Annotated in this window: 15 protein-coding genes; 13 read left to right on the plus strand and 2 right to left on the minus strand. The window is 53.9% G+C overall.

All coding sequences use genetic code 11. The features are described 5' to 3' along the window. Nucleotides 1-208 precede the first annotated feature (208 nt). The gene (locus ACFO9Q_RS14280; RefSeq protein WP_379183141.1) at nucleotides 209-1522 is read right to left on the minus strand and encodes a glutamate-1-semialdehyde 2,1-aminomutase; all 1314 of its coding nucleotides are present in this window, start codon (nucleotides 1520-1522) and stop codon (nucleotides 209-211) included. 173 nt (nucleotides 1523-1695) lie between these two features. Further along, nucleotides 1696-2796: an LCP family protein gene (locus ACFO9Q_RS14285; RefSeq protein ID WP_379183143.1), complete on the minus strand. Its 1101-nt coding sequence runs from the start codon at nucleotides 2794-2796 to the stop codon at nucleotides 1696-1698. 177 nt (nucleotides 2797-2973) lie between these two features. Here ACFO9Q_RS14285 and ACFO9Q_RS14290 point away from each other — a divergent pair, with 177 nt between their 5' ends. From ACFO9Q_RS14290 to ACFO9Q_RS14350, 13 genes are all read left to right on the plus strand, one after another. Next, a complete protein-coding gene (locus ACFO9Q_RS14290) occupies nucleotides 2974-4002 on the plus strand; it encodes an ABC transporter ATP-binding protein (RefSeq protein ID WP_379183145.1) in 1029 nt (342 codons plus the stop codon). Beyond that, nucleotides 3999-4793 carry an ABC transporter permease gene (locus ACFO9Q_RS14295; RefSeq protein ID WP_379183147.1) on the plus strand — a complete coding sequence of 265 codons (795 nt, stop codon included), beginning with the start codon at nucleotides 3999-4001 and terminating at the stop codon, nucleotides 4791-4793. The genes ACFO9Q_RS14290 and ACFO9Q_RS14295 overlap by 4 nt, the downstream gene beginning before the upstream one ends. 4 nt (nucleotides 4794-4797) lie before the next feature. Continuing rightward, nucleotides 4798-5589 carry an ABC transporter permease gene (locus tag ACFO9Q_RS14300; RefSeq protein WP_379183149.1) on the plus strand — a complete coding sequence of 264 codons (792 nt, stop codon included), beginning with the start codon at nucleotides 4798-4800 and terminating at the stop codon, nucleotides 5587-5589. Nucleotides 5590-5617: 28 nt separating this feature from the next. Next, the gene (gene bcp / locus ACFO9Q_RS14305; protein WP_379183152.1) at nucleotides 5618-6100 is read left to right on the plus strand and encodes a thioredoxin-dependent thiol peroxidase; all 483 of its coding nucleotides are present in this window, start codon (nucleotides 5618-5620) and stop codon (nucleotides 6098-6100) included. A 223-nt stretch (nucleotides 6101-6323) separates the two neighbouring features. Next, nucleotides 6324-7217, plus strand: a complete 894-nt coding sequence (locus ACFO9Q_RS14310; protein WP_379183154.1) for a LysR substrate-binding domain-containing protein — start codon at nucleotides 6324-6326, stop codon at nucleotides 7215-7217. Nucleotides 7218-7344: 127 nt separating this feature from the next. Then, nucleotides 7345-8163, plus strand: coding sequence for a transporter substrate-binding domain-containing protein (locus ACFO9Q_RS14315; protein WP_379183156.1), 819 nt, complete (start codon nucleotides 7345-7347; stop codon nucleotides 8161-8163). A gap of 47 nt (nucleotides 8164-8210) precedes the next feature. Continuing rightward, the gene (locus tag ACFO9Q_RS14320) at nucleotides 8211-9221 is read left to right on the plus strand and encodes an ABC transporter ATP-binding protein (RefSeq protein ID WP_379183295.1); all 1011 of its coding nucleotides are present in this window, start codon (nucleotides 8211-8213) and stop codon (nucleotides 9219-9221) included. Continuing rightward, nucleotides 9218-10213: an ABC transporter ATP-binding protein gene (locus ACFO9Q_RS14325; protein WP_379183158.1), complete on the plus strand. Its 996-nt coding sequence runs from the start codon at nucleotides 9218-9220 to the stop codon at nucleotides 10211-10213. The genes ACFO9Q_RS14320 and ACFO9Q_RS14325 overlap by 4 nt, the downstream gene beginning before the upstream one ends. Nucleotides 10214-10235: 22 nt before the next feature. Next, nucleotides 10236-11192, plus strand: a complete 957-nt coding sequence (locus tag ACFO9Q_RS14330; RefSeq protein WP_379183160.1) for an ABC transporter permease — start codon at nucleotides 10236-10238, stop codon at nucleotides 11190-11192. Between the two features lie 11 nt (nucleotides 11193-11203). Beyond that, nucleotides 11204-12130, plus strand: a complete 927-nt coding sequence (opp4C, locus tag ACFO9Q_RS14335) for an oligopeptide ABC transporter permease (protein WP_379183162.1) — start codon at nucleotides 11204-11206, stop codon at nucleotides 12128-12130. Between the two features lie 68 nt (nucleotides 12131-12198). Further along, nucleotides 12199-13869, plus strand: coding sequence for an ABC transporter substrate-binding protein (locus ACFO9Q_RS14340; RefSeq protein WP_379183164.1), 1671 nt, complete (start codon nucleotides 12199-12201; stop codon nucleotides 13867-13869). An 86-nt stretch (nucleotides 13870-13955) separates the two neighbouring features. Beyond that, nucleotides 13956-14129, plus strand: coding sequence for a lysine biosynthesis protein LysW (locus ACFO9Q_RS14345; RefSeq protein ID WP_379183166.1), 174 nt, complete (start codon nucleotides 13956-13958; stop codon nucleotides 14127-14129). A 10-nt stretch (nucleotides 14130-14139) separates the two neighbouring features. Continuing rightward, complete coding sequence (locus tag ACFO9Q_RS14350) at nucleotides 14140-15036, plus strand: RimK family alpha-L-glutamate ligase (RefSeq protein WP_379183297.1); 897 nt, start codon at nucleotides 14140-14142, stop codon at nucleotides 15034-15036. Nucleotides 15037-15039 lie beyond the last annotated feature (3 nt).

Genomic DNA, 15039 nt, shown 5'->3' on the forward strand with positions numbered 1-15039 from the left:
GGGAGCGGGCGGGAGGGTCATTCAGACGAGATGTTCCATCTGCGCCAAGTGCTCACGCTCCCCAGCGCTCACGCCCCCAAGCTCCCAAGCTCCCAAGCTCCCAAGCTCCCAAGCTCCCAAGCACTCGCGCTCCCGACTCCCAAGCGCTCCCAAGTGCTCGCGCACTCACGCTCCCAAGCACTCCCTGCGCGTTCCCGCGGCCGCGCCCCTAGCGCAGCAGCTGCGAGAAGGCATAGTCCGCGGCTTCGAGCGTAGCCGCGATATCTTCTTCGGTGTGGGCGATGGTGAGGAACCACGCTTCGTACTTGGACGGGGCCAGGTTAATACCCTGGTCCAGCATCAAGCGGAAGAAGCGGCCGAATCGCTCGCCGTCGGTGTCTTGAGCCTGGTCATAGTTGGTGACCGGGTGGTTGCAGAAGTGTGCAGAGAACGAACCGCGGATGCGGTTGATCGTGAGCGGGATGCTGTGGCGTGCGGCCGATGCCTGCAGGCCGTCTGCCAGCTTGGCTGCGAGCGCGTCCATCCGCTCGTAGGTGCCCGGCGCTTGCAGCACCTCGAGGCAAGCGATGCCCGCTGAGATGGAGGCAGGATTGCCGGCCATCGTCCCGGCCTGGTAGGCAGGTCCGAGCGGAGCAACCTGCTCCATGACGTGCTTGCGGCCGCCATAGGCTCCGATGGGGAGGCCTCCTCCGATGATTTTGCCAAGGGCGGTCAGGTCTGGCTCTATCGCCCCTGCATCAGGGAACACCCCATAGGTCTGCGCTGCGCCGTAATGGAAGCGGAAGGCTGAGATGACCTCGTCATAGATGACGAGTGCTCCGGCCGCTCGCGTCAGCTTGCACAGTCCTTCGAGGAAGCCTGGCTCCGGCATGACCATGCCGAAGTTGCCGACGATCGGCTCCACCATAACCGCTGCAGTCTCTTCACCCCAACGCTCCAGTGCCGCCGCCAGCGCCACCAGGTCATTGAACGGGACCGTGATGACTTCTTGTGCGATGGATGGCGGGATGCCCGCGCTGTCCGGGATGCCAAGTGTGGAAGGGCCCGAGCCTGCGGCGACGAGCACCAGGTCGGAGTGACCGTGGTAGCAGCCAGCGAACTTAATGATCTTGTTGCGCTTCGTATAGGCACGTGCCACGCGAATCGTCGTCATGACCGCCTCCGTGCCGGAATTGACGAAGCGGACCTTGTCCATGGACGGAATGGCTTCCTTCAGCATGCGGGCCAGTGTAATCTCAAGCTCCGTCGGCGTGCCGTACAGCGTGCCGTTCTGCGCAGCCTTGACGATGGCCTCTGTAATATGCGGATGGGCATGTCCTGTGATGATAGGGCCGTAAGCTGCCAAGTAATCAATATAGCGGTTCTCGTCCACGTCCCAGAAGTAAGCTCCTTCTGCACGCTTCATGAAGACGGGCGCACCGCCGCCGACGGCCTTGAAGGAGCGTGAAGGGCTGTTCACCCCCCCGACAATATGCTGGAGTGCCTGCTCGTACAGAGCAGCGGATTGTATGCGTTCGTTCATCGTCGTACCTCCAAGTTAAGTGAGTAAGTTAGGAATGGAGTCCTTCGTACAAAAAATGGAGGCCCAGCCTCAGTGATGAGAGCTCGGCCTCGAGTAATTGTCTTCGTCCAGCTGGTGCTGCTCATGAAATTAGACCGTGTCTAGTCGCTGCTGCTCATGAGATTCGACTCAGCTTAGTTGTTGCTGCTCACAGGCGAATTGCCGTCAGTCTCGGTGCCGGTTGTTCCATTCGCACCATCTGTACCATCTGCACCATCTGTACCGTCTATCCCATCCACCCCAGGTGAAGGGCTCGGAACAACGGTGTCATCGCTCTGCAGCGTCTCCTGCACGAATTCGAGCAGCGCATCATCATCCTTCACGACAAGGACAGAAGCACCGCCGACCTTATCTTCGCCGATCAGATCCATCGGCGGCACCTGTGCGGTACCCCCCACATGGCTGTCGACGCCAAGCTGTCCCAGCTTCAGCATGTCAGACACACTGAGGTTCGTCTCGATATAGGGAGAGACGCTCTCGAGGATATCCTTCATTTTCACAATATTCCATGTCGATTGGAGCTCACTGGCTACAGCCTTCAGGAAGTTGCGCTGACGCTCGGTCCGGGTGAAGTCGCTCATCGCGTCATGACGGAAGCGAACGTATTGCAAGGCCTTGTCGCCATCGAGCAGCTGGTAGCCCTTCTTCAGATCAATATCATAGCGGTTCTGGTCCGCATTGTCGGTATATCGCATATCCTTCTCTACATCGAAGTAGATGCCGCCGATCGTATCAATTAATGCCTTGAATCCTTCGAAGTCCGTATACACATAATATTGAATATCAAGTCCGAGTAGATCGCCAACAGTCTGCATCGCTAGATTCGGACCGCCCAGCGTAATGGCTGTATTAATTCGGTTGCGTCCATGATCCTCAATCCGTACATAAGTGTCACGCAGGACAGAGAACAGATGGGCCTTCTTCGTGACAGGGTCGAATGAAGCAACCAGTAAGGAGTCCGATCGTGGAACCTGATTCTCATCCAAGCCGCGGGCATCGCCGCCCAGCATGAGGATGTTCACGCGCTCGGTGCCTTCCCACTTCGGTGGAGCTTGCTCTGGAGGGTTATCGAACTGATCGAATCGGGATTCTCCGTCATCCTTCTGGAAGCCGTCAAGAGCTGAATATATGCCAACGCCCCAATAGGCTGCGAATCCGATGGCCAGACCTAATACTATCAGGAAGCCGAATAATGCCCATTTCCATGGCCGTTTCTTTTTCGTTTTCTTTCGCATTTAACAACAAATGCCCCTTTCAGCTCCTGAGAATAATCGCTGCCGTTTACTTTTGACCATCACATATCATAAAATTATAAAGCTGAACGACATCCAGAAGCAAGTTTTATCCGAATGACTGGAAATTTATCGGAATTTCCCGGGAAATGTCGAGCAAGAAAGGGGTTGTATCTGCCTATGCTGGCTATAGATGTGCGAGATCTTCGCAAGCAGTTCAAGGTTCAAAAAAATCGCGAGGGCTTGACGGGCGCCTTGCAGGACCTATTCAAGAGAGAGTATACCGAGGTGCGTGCGGTTAAGGATATCTCCTTCCAGATTCCGCAAGGGGAGATCTGCGGGTATATCGGTGAGAATGGAGCAGGCAAGTCGACAACAATCAAGATGCTCACCGGCATCCTCGTGCCGACCTCAGGCCACTTGCGCGTGAACGGATTCCTTCCATATAAGGAACGCGAGAAATTCGTGAATGGGATTGGGGTCGTATTCGGTCAGCGATCCCAGCTGTGGTGGGACATCGGAGTGATCGAGTCCTTCCAGCTGCTGCGCAAGGTGTACCGCGTCAGTGAAGCGGACTTCAAGAAGAGGCTGGACGAGCTGGTCGAGAGGCTGGAGCTGCAGGACTTGCTTAATCGTCCTGTCAGGAAGCTAAGTCTCGGCCAGCGGATGCGCTGCGAGCTGGTCGCTTCACTCCTGCACAACCCGTCGATCCTGTTCCTCGATGAGCCGACCATCGGTCTGGACATCGTCGTGAAGACGGAGATTCGGGAGTTCCTGAAGCAGATGAACAGAGAGCATGGGACGACGATCCTCCTGACGACACATGATCTCCAGGATATAGAGGCGCTCTGTTCCAGAGTCATCATGCTGGATGATGGACGAATCATCTATGACGGCGGGCTCGACGATCTGAAGACGCGGTGGAGTAAGGGCCGGGAGATTCAGTTCCAATTCGGAGCACAGACGCCGCTTGAGACACTTCGCCACCTTACACAAGGCTTAGAGGGAATTGAGTGGTCGCTTGAGAATGAAGTGACGGCGAAGATGTGGCTGCCCCACTCGGTTAACGTATCGGATGCGATGTCTCGTGTCGTTGGGGCGACAGATATTCGGGACATTAAGATCTTCGAGACGAATACCGATGAGATTGTGCGTGAGATCTATCAGTCCGGTTCGGCGTCTGCAAGCAAGGAGCCTGCCACGTCATGAGAAGCGCTTATCTAGACTTCATCCGCATCCGCTTCATCATGATGCTGGCTTACCGAGTGAATTATTACAGCGGAATCGTCATCTATGCTATCAATATCGGGGCTTACTACTTCCTATGGCAGGCGATATTCGGGGACAAGCAGGAGCTGCAAGGGTTCACGCTAGGGCAGATGACGACCTATATTGCGGTATCCTGGATGGCGCGTGCGTTCTACTTCAACAATCTGGATCGGGAGATTGCCAGTGAGATTAGAGACGGCAGCGTTGCGGTACAGCTGATCCGGCCGTACTCCTACCTCCTTGTGAAAATGATGCAAGGCTTCGGCGAAGGGCTGTTCCGCCTCTTGCTGTTCATGGTGCCGGGCCTCGCCATCGTCTGTCTCATCTTCCCGGTGAAGCTGCCGACCGATCCTGCCGTATGGGGAATCTATGCGGTCATGCTGTTCTTCTCCTTCCTGATCAATTCGCAGATCAATATCTTAACAGGCTTATTCGCCTTCTTCGTCGAGAATAATGAAGGCATGATGCGTATGAAGCGCGTCATGGTTGATCTATTCTCAGGCGTCATCGTGCCGGTTGCCTTCTTCCCAGGCTGGCTGTCGGCTATCATGCAGTGGCTGCCGTTCCAGGCGATCACCTATCTGCCAAGCTCCGTCTTCACCGGCCGCACGCCGCTCAACGAAGTCTCACGCGTGCTAGGTCTGCAGGTATTGTGGTTCGCCGTGCTGCTGTTGCCAATCTGGCTCGTATGGCGCGCAGCAAGACAGCGTCTGTTCGTGCAGGGGGGTTAACGAGATGATCTATGCCGTTCTATTCTGGGAATACTTGAAAAACTACGCAAAAACCAAACTAACCTATCGCGCTGACTTCTGGATTGAAGTCATCTCAGACTTATTGTTCCAAGGGATGAATCTCATCTTCATCCTTATTGTGTTCCAGCATACCGCCTCTCTCGGCGGTTGGTCGGAGGCCGAGGTCGTATTCGTGTATGGATTCTTCATGGTGCCGTCTGGCATCTTCGGAGCCATCTTCAATATCTGGAACTTCGGCGAGCGTTATATCGTGAAGGGAGAGCTGGACCGGGTGCTGACCCGGCCTGCGCACAGCTTGTTCCAAGTGCTGCTGGAGAATCTTGATCCTCCGTCCTTAATCGGGTCTATGGTTGGCGGTGTGATTATGATCATCTGCTGGTCACAGCTAGGTATTCCGTTCGAGCTGCTCGATCTCCCGATGCTGCTGCTGTTCATTGCTGGAGCGGTACTGGTCTATGCAGGGATCTATACGGCGTTGTCGGCGATCTCCTTCTACTCGGATGCGCCAACCGGTATCATGCCGCTGATCTACAACATTCAGAACTATGGCCGTTACCCGGTGAACATCTACAATAAGGTTATTCGCTTCCTGCTGACATGGCTGGTGCCATTCGCATTCGTAGGGGTCATTCCAGCTTCCTACTTCCTGGAGAAGAAGGCAGACGATCTGTCGAAGCTGGCGCTGCTCACACCAGTCATGGGAATCATCTTCTTCACCATTGGAATCTTGCTGTGGAATAACGGCGTGAAGAAGTACCGTGGTGCGGGTTCATAGACCGTACTATTAATGAGGGGGATACAAGTTGTCTAAGCTAGAGATTGGCCAAGAGGTTCCGGACTTCACGCTGCCTGCTTCGAATGGGGGAGAAGTGTCACTGAGCGATTATCGCGGGAAGAAGGTCGTGCTGTACTTCTATCCGAAGGATAATACGCCAACGTGCACAACAGAGTCCTGTGACTTCCGCGATGCCCACCCTTCCTTCGAGGGGGTTAATGCGGTCGTGCTGGGCATTAGTCCGGATGACATCAAGTCGCATGGCAAGTTCATTGCGAAGCATGAGCTGCCGTTCCTGCTGCTGTCGGATACGGAGCAGAAGATATGTGAGCTGTTCGGTGTCTGGCAGCTGAAGAAGCTGTATGGGCGGGAGTATATGGGCGTTGTGCGCTCCACCTTCCTTATAGATGAGGAAGGCAAGCTTGCCGCCGAGTGGCGGGGCGTTAAGGTGAAGGGACATATCCAGCAGGTGCTGGAGGCAGCTTCGGGAGTGAGCAGGAAGCCCGCATAGCGTAAGCGCTCATGCAGCTCATTCCATTTATAGAATGTCACTTTTAGAATATGACTCCAGGCGGGTTGACAGATTTTTCATGGGAATGGTAACCTAAGGAAGCAGTCATAGCGTTTTCGGATACATCCCTTGTCAACCGGCTAACCGGAGACTTCCTCTGCTTATCAGAGTTGGAAGTCTCCTTTTTTTATATATTAAATCTTAGTAAAAAGGTGGGAAAAGTATGAATATAGAAAACATTGAAGCATTCGTCTTCATTAATCATTATGGCAGCTTCAACAAAGCGGCGGAAATCTTGTACTTATCCCAGCCATCAGTAACAGCTAGAATTCAGTCGCTGGAGAGGGAGCTGGGATGCAAGCTGTTCGACCGACAAGGCAAGGGCATACAGATTACCGAGGAAGGCAAGAGATTCCTGCCCTACGGGCAGCAAATTCTGATGACCTACCAGAGAGGGAAGCTGCAGGTGAATCAGAAGAAGTCATTGCCAGAGGAGCTGAGGATTGGCGCTACTGTGTCGGTATCCAATTATACCCTTCCAACCCTGCTCCCTCGGCTTAAGGCCACCTATCCTAACATTCACTATAAGCTTATCACAGGCACGACAGATGACATTATAGGCAAGGTAGTGAATAAGGAAGTCGATATCGGCTTCGTCCGCAATGTGAATCATCCGAATCTGCAATCAGATAAGTTCTATGAGGACCCTATTAAGCTCTATGTGTATGAGGACCATCCGTTCATAACAGCTGAAGGAATATCCATAGCTGATATTGCCGCCGAGCCGCTTGTCTTCTTCGAATGCGGAGCGCTCGATTGGCTGCGGGTTCACCGAATATTCGGCTCCTTGGAGTATCCGCCTAACATTCAATTCCTAACCGACAATTCGGAGACAGCGAAGAAGCTCGTCATACAGAAGGTCGGGATCTCCTTCCTGCCAAGTCTTAGTGTGAAGGAGGAGACGAGCCAAGGAAGGCTCATTCCTATCTCACTCCCTGAGGCAGAAGGCATTACCCTCAAGACGAATATGGTATTCCATCCTGGCGCGCATACACCTATTATTGATTCCATTCTAGAGCTGGGCAAGGAACTATCGAATAAGCTGATTGTCACATAGATTTTATCTATTATGGCATGAATTGACTTAAGTGGAAGGCTAGTGGTACAGTTAGGTCAGCCCTTAATTCTTAGTTAAACACTAGGAATTATAAGGTTAATAAATAGACTAATTGGAGGAAATGATTGTGAGAAAAAATCTAATCATCTTAACCGCACTTATTCTAGTACTATTGACAGCTGCTTGCGGCAGCAACAGCGGCAAGGAAGAGTCAACGACGGCGGGGGCCGATGCAAAAGATGTGAAAAAGATTATCGTAGGCACAGGCAGTGACTTCGAGCAAGTAGCCTTCCTCGACAAGGACGGCAAGCTAACGGGCTATGATGTCGAGGTTCTCCGTGAGGTTGATAAGCGCCTGGAGCAATACGAGATAGAGTTCCAGACGCTGGAATTCTCCAACATTCTGCTTAGTCTCGAATCGGGCAAGATCGATCTAGCCGCTCATCTGTTCGAGAAGAACCCGGAGAGGGAGAAGAAGTTCTACTTCAATCAAGAGCCGTATGCTTATTGGAGAAACAAGATCATTGTAGCGTCTGATAATAATGAATCAATTGCATCGCTGGATGATCTCAAGGGCAAAAAAGTGCTGATCGGACCGACTAGCGCACAGGCTCAACTGCTTGAAAATTATAACAAAGACCATGACAATGCGATCAAAATCGTATATCAGCAAAATGATAATGATGAGATTCAGCAAATTACGTCCGGACGGGTGGATGCCACGCTTGGTGCTGACTTCCTGCTCCCTATCAAGGATCCGCAAGGCAAGCTGAAGACCGTAGGCGAACCGCTCAATGAAGGGCATATCCAGTATGTGCTCCGCAAGGATGACGAGGAATCTAAGAAATTGGGCGATGCCATTGATGAGACAATTAAGGAATTGAAGTCCGATGGCACGCTTAAAAAGCTGAGCGAGGAATGGCTGGGTCAAGACTTCTCCAAATAAGCCAAACTCAGGGAGCTCATTCCATAAGATGAGGGTAGGTGAAGGGCATGGAGCCGCTGCTGCAGGTTAATCACTTGCGGGTTGCCTATCGGAAGGATGGGCGAGAGCATCACGTCGTGGATGATGTCAGCTTCCACCTGTCGTCGCAGCAGACCGTCGCTATCGTAGGCGAGTCAGGCTGCGGGAAGAGCGTCACTTCCTTATCTATTATGGGTTTGCTTGGGACGGGCGGAGTGATTACGCAAGGAGGCATTCGGCTTGGGTCTGCTGAGCTGACCGCTTCCAGCGGAGAGCAGCTTCGCAAGCTGCGAGGCAGTCAGATGTCAATGATTTTCCAGGAACCGATGACTTCGCTTAATCCCGTACTTCCGGTTGGAGAACAGATTGCGGAGACGATCCGCCTGCATCTGAAGAGCTCACGAAGAGAAGCGAAGGGGCTGGCGGTGACATGGCTGAGGAAGGTCGGGATTGCTAGACCGGAGGCGGTCGCGAAGCAATATCCTCATTCACTATCAGGCGGGATGCGGCAGAGGGTCATGATCGCGATGGCGCTCGCTTGCCAGCCTAAGCTGCTCATCGCCGACGAGCCAACGACTGCGCTGGATGTAACGATCGGGGCTCAGATACTGGACTTGATGAAGGAGCTGCAGGCCGAGACAGGAACCGCTATCCTGCTCATTACTCATGATCTGGGCGTAGTGGCCGAGATGGCGGACCAAGTGCTTGTCATGTATGCAGGGCAAGTCGTGGAAGCCGGAGATGTCTTCACGATATTCCGTCAGCCTAAGCATCCTTACACGCAGGGCTTGATGCAGTCTATACCTCGGCTAGACCAAGGGAAGGTACGGCGTCTGCCAGCTATACCTGGAATCGTACCATCGCCTCAAGCGATGCCGGCAGGCTGCCGCTTCCATCCGCGCTGTCCCTATGCCGAATCACGCTGCCTGCAGGAGCAGCCAGCTCTCACGCAGTTGGAAGACGGGCAGGCGGTGCGATGCTGGCTGGTTGGGCAGAAGGAAGTGAACCTTGGCAAGGAGCCGGAGGTGGTCAGTGTATGACGATGCCTCTGCACTCGGAATTAGAGGAGACACCTCTGCTGCAGATCGAGCAGCTGCGAACGTATTATCCTGACCGCGGAAGCCTCTTCACCAGAGGAGGAGGCACGGTTAAGGCGGTCGACGGCGTGAGCTTGGCCTTGTACGAGGGGGAGACCGTCGGACTCGTCGGGGAATCAGGCTGCGGCAAGTCGACGATTGGCCGCTCCATTATTCGATTGGAGCAGCCGCAGGCCGGGCGTATCCTGTTCCAGGGGGAAGAGATTACGAGCTACTCCAGGAAGAGAATGATACCAGTCCGAACTCAGCTGCAGATGATTTTCCAAGATCCATACGGGTCTCTGAATCCCAAGCTGCGGGTAAGCGATGCCTTAGCCGAGCCGCTGCTTGTCCATCGAATCGTCTCTCGCAGTGAAGTGTCCCGCGAGGTGGATCGGCTGCTGCATCTGGTCGGGCTCCCGCGGTCTGCTCGGAACCGGTTCCCGCATGAATTCTCCGGCGGGCAGCGCCAGCGGATAGGCATTGCCAGAGCGGTGGCCTTCCGTCCGAAGCTGATTGTATGCGATGAGCCGGTCTCTGCCCTCGATATGTCTATCCAAGCCCAGATTCTTGGCTTGCTGCAGGATCTGCAGGAGGAGCTGAAGCTCACCTACCTATTCATCTCCCACGGGATGGGCGCAGTCAGGCAGGTCAGCACAAGAATCGCGGTTATGTACTTAGGCAGGATTGTAGAGCTGGCAGAGACCGAGGCGCTGCTCCGCAGGCCGAAGCATCCTTATACAGAGCTGCTGCTCCATGCTTATCCTCCTCCTGATCCAACACTTCGGAGGCAGAGGAAGCTCCTCATTCAAGGGGATATGCCAAGCCCGGCCCATCCGCCGGCAGGCTGCCGGTTCCATACCCGCTGCCCTTATGTGCAGGAGCGATGCCGTCAGGAGGAGCCAGAGCTGCGGGATGAGGTTCATGCCGCAGCATGCCATTATCCGCTGGCTTAGCGAATCGGAAGGAGGAGCCTAGATGAGCCGCTATGTCCTGCGAAGGCTGCTCATTGCTATCCCGGTATTCTTCGGGATTACCGTCATGAGCTTCCTGTTAATGAACCTAGCTCCGGGCAATCCCGTCGATATGCTGATTGATCCGAATACACCCCGAGAGATGCTGGAGCTGAAGAAGGAATTGCTCGGTCTGAATGATCCGCTCTACCTTCAGTATGTGAAGTGGCTGACTGGCTTGCTAAGAGGGGAGCTAGGGTATTCCTTCTCTACCTTCGCACCGGTCACCGAGCTCATCGGCGAGAGGATTGGACCAACCTTGCTGCTAGCGGGTACTTCCTTGAGTATTGGCCTTGTCATTGCTATTCCTGCTGGCGTGCTCAGCGCCGTTCACAAGCATTCCAAGCTGGATTATGTCGTTACCGGCTTGTCCTTCCTGGGCACATCAATCCCACCGTTCTTCCTCGGGCTGGGGCTTATCTATCTTGTAGGGATACAGATGCACTGGCTCCCGACAGGAGGAATGTCAACGCTCGGCGAGCAAGCCGGCTTGTGGGATATCGCTCGGCATCTCATTCTTCCCGCAGCAGTGCTTGGCGTTACCATAGCCGGTAAGAAGGTTAGGTATGTCCGCGCGAGTATGCTCGATGTACTCCAGCAGGATTATCTCAGGACAGCCAGAGCGAAGGGATTAAGAGAGGCTGTCGTGACGAATAAGCATGCTCTTCGCAATGCTCTCATTCCCATCATTACGATTGTGGGAACCGAGATTCCGCTGCTGCTAGGAGGCAGCATCATCATCGAGCAAGTATTCCAATGGCCGGGCATTGGACAGCTAACGATGGAAGCGATCTTGTCCCGCGACTATCCGACGTTGATGGGCCTTAATCTTGCCGCAGCCTGCATCGTTCTGTCTACGAACCTTGTCATAGACATCCTCTATGCCTGGGCAGATCCTAGAATTACATACAGCAGCTCGTAGGAGGGGAAGAGATGGCGGCTACAGATCCCGCATGGAGGTCGGAATGGCCAGCCACAGCTAGGGGCAGCAAGCAAGAGGAAGGGGAGGCAAGCACCGAGACGGTAAGCTATGCGAGGCAAGTGCTGCGCCGATTCGCAGGGCATAAGCTGGCGGTCGTGGGACTAGGCACGACCTTCCTCCTTATCCTCCTCGGTCTGTTCGCTCCGTGGCTTGCTCCCTACTCTCCGAATGAACTAACCGATGCCTTCGGAAGCCGGCCCTCGTACAGCCACTGGCTGGGAACTGATCAAGTCGGACGTGATGTATGGAGCCGATTACTCTACGGCACACGAATATCCTTGCTCATCGGATTCGTCACCGTAGCGCTCTATGTGGCCTTCGGCACCTTCATTGGCATGCTGGCAGGGTATTACAGAGGCTGGCTGGATATGCTTCTCATGCGGACAACCGATATTTTCCTCAGCTTCCCCTACATGATGATAGTCATTGTAATCGTCAGCTTGCTAGGCGCTAACGTGACGACCATCATGGTCGTGCTAGCCTTGTTCAAGTGGCCGACCATCGCCATGCTGGTTCGGGGAAGCGTACTGTCGATGAGAGAGATGGATTACGCTAGAGCTGCGCTGGCTCTAGGCTACGGCACTCCACGTATTCTGCTTAAGCATATTCTTCCCAATGCGATGGGACCCATCATCGTTAACGCGACCTTCGGTGTGGCGGGTACGATATTAAGCGAAGCAGGCTTAAGCTTCCTCGGAATGGGGGTAGCCTCCCCCCAGGCGAGTCTGGGCAACATGCTGCATGACGCTCAGTCCCTTACCGTGTTAACCGACCAGCCTTGGCTCTGGCTTCCTGCCGGCTTCGTCATTCTCATCACCGTACTGGCCATCAACTTCGTCGGGGACGGCCTGCGTGATGCGCTTGATGCAAGGGTGTGAGAGCGCAGGCAGGGCAGTCTTACGCCATTATTATTGACTCATTCGATGAATGGAATGGAGAGATTACTATGAACCGTCAAGCCTCATCCCTTGCTCTTACCTTGCTGCTGCTGCTCATGCTCGTGTTGTCCGCCTGCAGCAACGCGAATAACAAGCAGCCGGAAGCCTCGCCATCCAGCGAGCCTGCGCAGGAGCAGGTTGCAGCTGTTCCAGCCTCCGAGCCTGCTGCTAAGCCCAAGAAGCTCACGATCGGCATCGTGAATGCACCCGTTACCTTGAACCAGATTAATACGCAAGGCAGCTCAGCTTCGGAGCTGCCCATCAGCCTCCTGAACGATGCCCTGCTCGATGTGACCGACAACGCGCAGTTCGTTCCCAAGCTGGCGGAGTCCGTTGAGACCGCAGACAAGCAGACCTTCCGGGTTAAGCTGAAGTCATCGGCGAAGTGGAATGACGGTACGCCATTCACGACGGCGGATGTCGCCTTCACCCTGAAGGCAGCCCTGCATCCGAAGGTGGAGACCTCCTTCCAGCTGGAGTTCATCCAAGGGTTGAATGACATCGGTAAGCTGGAAGAAGGAGCTGCCGACATCTCCGGCCTCACCATTATAGATGCGGCCACATTCGAGATTAAGACGAAGACGCCGATCGACCCGCTCGTCTTCCAGGAACGATTCGGCGCCAAGGTGAACTTCCTGCCCGAGCATATTCTGAAGGGTGTGGACCCGGCTCAGCTGTCTACCCATGAATATTTTCAGAAGCCGCTCGTGACGATTGGTCCTTATAAGTTCGCGAATTACGAGCAAGGCCAATATGTAGAAGTGGTAAGGAACGAGAATTATTACCTCGACGTGCCGAAGATCGATACGATCTTCATCAAGGTTCTTCCTGCCGCCAATCTCGTCGCACAGCTGCAGACGGGGGAGATTCACATGAATTCCTTGCCGGTTGGACTCGTGCCGATTACGGATTACGACAAGGTGAAGGGCTTCCAGAACGTGAATGTCACTTCGGCTACCGCATCCGAGCCCGCCGAGCTGTTCTTCAATATTGAGCAGCTGCCTGATAAGAAGGTTCGCCAAGCGATTGCCCATGCCTTGAACCGGCCTCTCATCGTGGAGCAGCTGCTCAAGGGGCAGGCGGAGATTATCGACGGCGGAGTGCCAAGCACTCATCCGTACAACAACAAGGATGTTAAGCCGTATGAATACAACCCTGAGCTGTCCAAGCAGCTGCTGAAGGAAGCGGGCTGGGATGCGGATCGCAAGCTGAAGTTCCTCATACCCGTAGGCAACAAGGTTCGCGAGCTGGCGGCGGATATACTGGTGCAGAATCTCGAGGCGGTTGGCATCAAGGTAGACGTGCAGAAGTATGACTTCCCGACGCTCATCGACAAGGTGGAGAAGGGCGAGCATGACGTGACGATCTTCACTAGAGATTACTATATCGAGCCTAGCCTCTACTTCACGACTTACAAGAGCAATGATCCCGAGAGTGTGATTAGGTACAAAAATCCGAAGGTGGATCAGCTCATCAAGCAGGGGGAGCAAGAGATCGACGAGGCGAAGCGTCACGAGATCTACAACGAGCTGCAGGCTATACTGCATGAAGAGGTTCCGACGCTGGCCGTCTATTCCGAGAAGAGACTGCAGGTCGTCTCCAAGGATGTTCTCGTGGGCAAGCCGCTTAATCTAGGAACGTTCAACAACGTGAATCAGTGGGATTTGGCAAGCAAGTAGATGAGGTTATAAGGGAATACCATTCCGTTATAATAGATTATTTTGATTGTACAAGGCAGTCATAAAATTATTGGAGGTGCAAGGAAATGGCAGAGTTAAGCTGTCTCGTATGCAAGTCGGATATCGAAGTGGAAGAGAAGGTAACGACAGGGGAGATTGTGGAATGCGACTCATGCGGTCAAGAGCATGAAGTACAGGTTGAATCCAGCCTGGTCACGATTGCTCTAGCTCCGGAGATCGAAGAAACTTGGGGAGAATAGGGGAGTGAATATGGATCAGTCGAGCACTGTTCTGATATGTGTAACGAAGCTGCGCGAGGAAGAACAACGAATTATTGATGGTCTGGGCAAGCTGGACATTCCGGTACAAGTGAATCTCGATTCGATGGACCTGCCTCTCGGGGTAGAGGATGCCAGCCGCTATTCCCTTGCCCTTATCCGCTGCCTCTCACAGAAGAATGCTCAGCATCGGTCCCAATTGCTTGAACTGGCTGGTATCGAGACCTTGAATCGAACGGATGCCATCAACATCTGCACGAATAAAATTCACCAAGCGATCGTGTTCCAGAAGCATGGCATCCCTCAGCCTAAGTTCCAGATTGCCTTCACGCCTGCCAAGTTGTCTGATGCGCTGCAGGCGTTCGGTGAGCTGTGTGTGATTAAGCCTGCTACCTCATCATGGGGAAGAGGCATTGCGAGAATAACGGGCAAGGATTGCTTGGAGGGCTGGATTGCTGCTAGAGAATCTATCGATCCGGCTCATCAATCCTTCCCCGTGCTCGTGCAAGAGTATGTGGAGAAGGGGGATTATGATATACGCGTCGTCCTTGTCGGCCGTACCCCGATTGTCGCATTCCGCAGGGTATCGGCAGAGAATTGGAAGACGAACACCCATCTAGGCGCGGAGATTGAGCCGTTAGCCATTAACGAGGAGATGGCAGCCATCTGCCGCCAGCTCGTCGAGGTGCTCGGTGAGGGCATCTACGGCATTGACCTGTTCTTCGACTACAAGCAGCTGCGTTACGTCGTCTGCGAAGTGAATCAGAACCCGGAATTCGCGAAGTCTTGGAAAATCCACGGCGTTGATGTAGCCCATCACATTGCCCAGTATGTCAAAGAGATGGTAGCTCATAAAAACAAGGCAAACCTCGTTGTTAATTCTAAGTAAATA

It is taken from the genome of Paenibacillus sp. GCM10023252, from assembly GCF_042653305.1.
Taxonomy (GTDB): domain Bacteria; phylum Bacillota; class Bacilli; order Paenibacillales; family Paenibacillaceae; genus Pristimantibacillus.

Coding starts and splice junctions, on each gene's coding strand:
- ACFO9Q_RS14280 (WP_379183141.1), bottom strand. CDS start 1,522: ATGAACGAACGCATACAATCCGCTGCTCTGTACGAGCAGGCACTCCAG.
- ACFO9Q_RS14290 (WP_379183145.1), top strand. CDS start 2,974: ATGCTGGCTATAGATGTGCGAGATCTTCGCAAGCAGTTCAAGGTTCAA.
- ACFO9Q_RS14340 (WP_379183164.1), top strand. CDS start 12,199: ATGAACCGTCAAGCCTCATCCCTTGCTCTTACCTTGCTGCTGCTGCTC.
- ACFO9Q_RS14330 (WP_379183160.1), top strand. CDS start 10,236: ATGAGCCGCTATGTCCTGCGAAGGCTGCTCATTGCTATCCCGGTATTC.
- ACFO9Q_RS14325 (WP_379183158.1), top strand. CDS start 9,218: ATGACGATGCCTCTGCACTCGGAATTAGAGGAGACACCTCTGCTGCAG.
- ACFO9Q_RS14295 (WP_379183147.1), top strand. CDS start 3,999: ATGAGAAGCGCTTATCTAGACTTCATCCGCATCCGCTTCATCATGATG.
- ACFO9Q_RS14285 (WP_379183143.1), bottom strand. CDS start 2,796: ATGCGAAAGAAAACGAAAAAGAAACGGCCATGGAAATGGGCATTATTC.
- ACFO9Q_RS14310 (WP_379183154.1), top strand. CDS start 6,324: ATGAATATAGAAAACATTGAAGCATTCGTCTTCATTAATCATTATGGC.
- ACFO9Q_RS14350 (WP_379183297.1), top strand. CDS start 14,140: ATGGATCAGTCGAGCACTGTTCTGATATGTGTAACGAAGCTGCGCGAG.
- opp4C (WP_379183162.1), top strand. CDS start 11,204: ATGGCGGCTACAGATCCCGCATGGAGGTCGGAATGGCCAGCCACAGCT.
- ACFO9Q_RS14320 (WP_379183295.1), top strand. CDS start 8,211: ATGGAGCCGCTGCTGCAGGTTAATCACTTGCGGGTTGCCTATCGGAAG.
- ACFO9Q_RS14300 (WP_379183149.1), top strand. CDS start 4,798: ATGATCTATGCCGTTCTATTCTGGGAATACTTGAAAAACTACGCAAAA.
- ACFO9Q_RS14345 (WP_379183166.1), top strand. CDS start 13,956: ATGGCAGAGTTAAGCTGTCTCGTATGCAAGTCGGATATCGAAGTGGAA.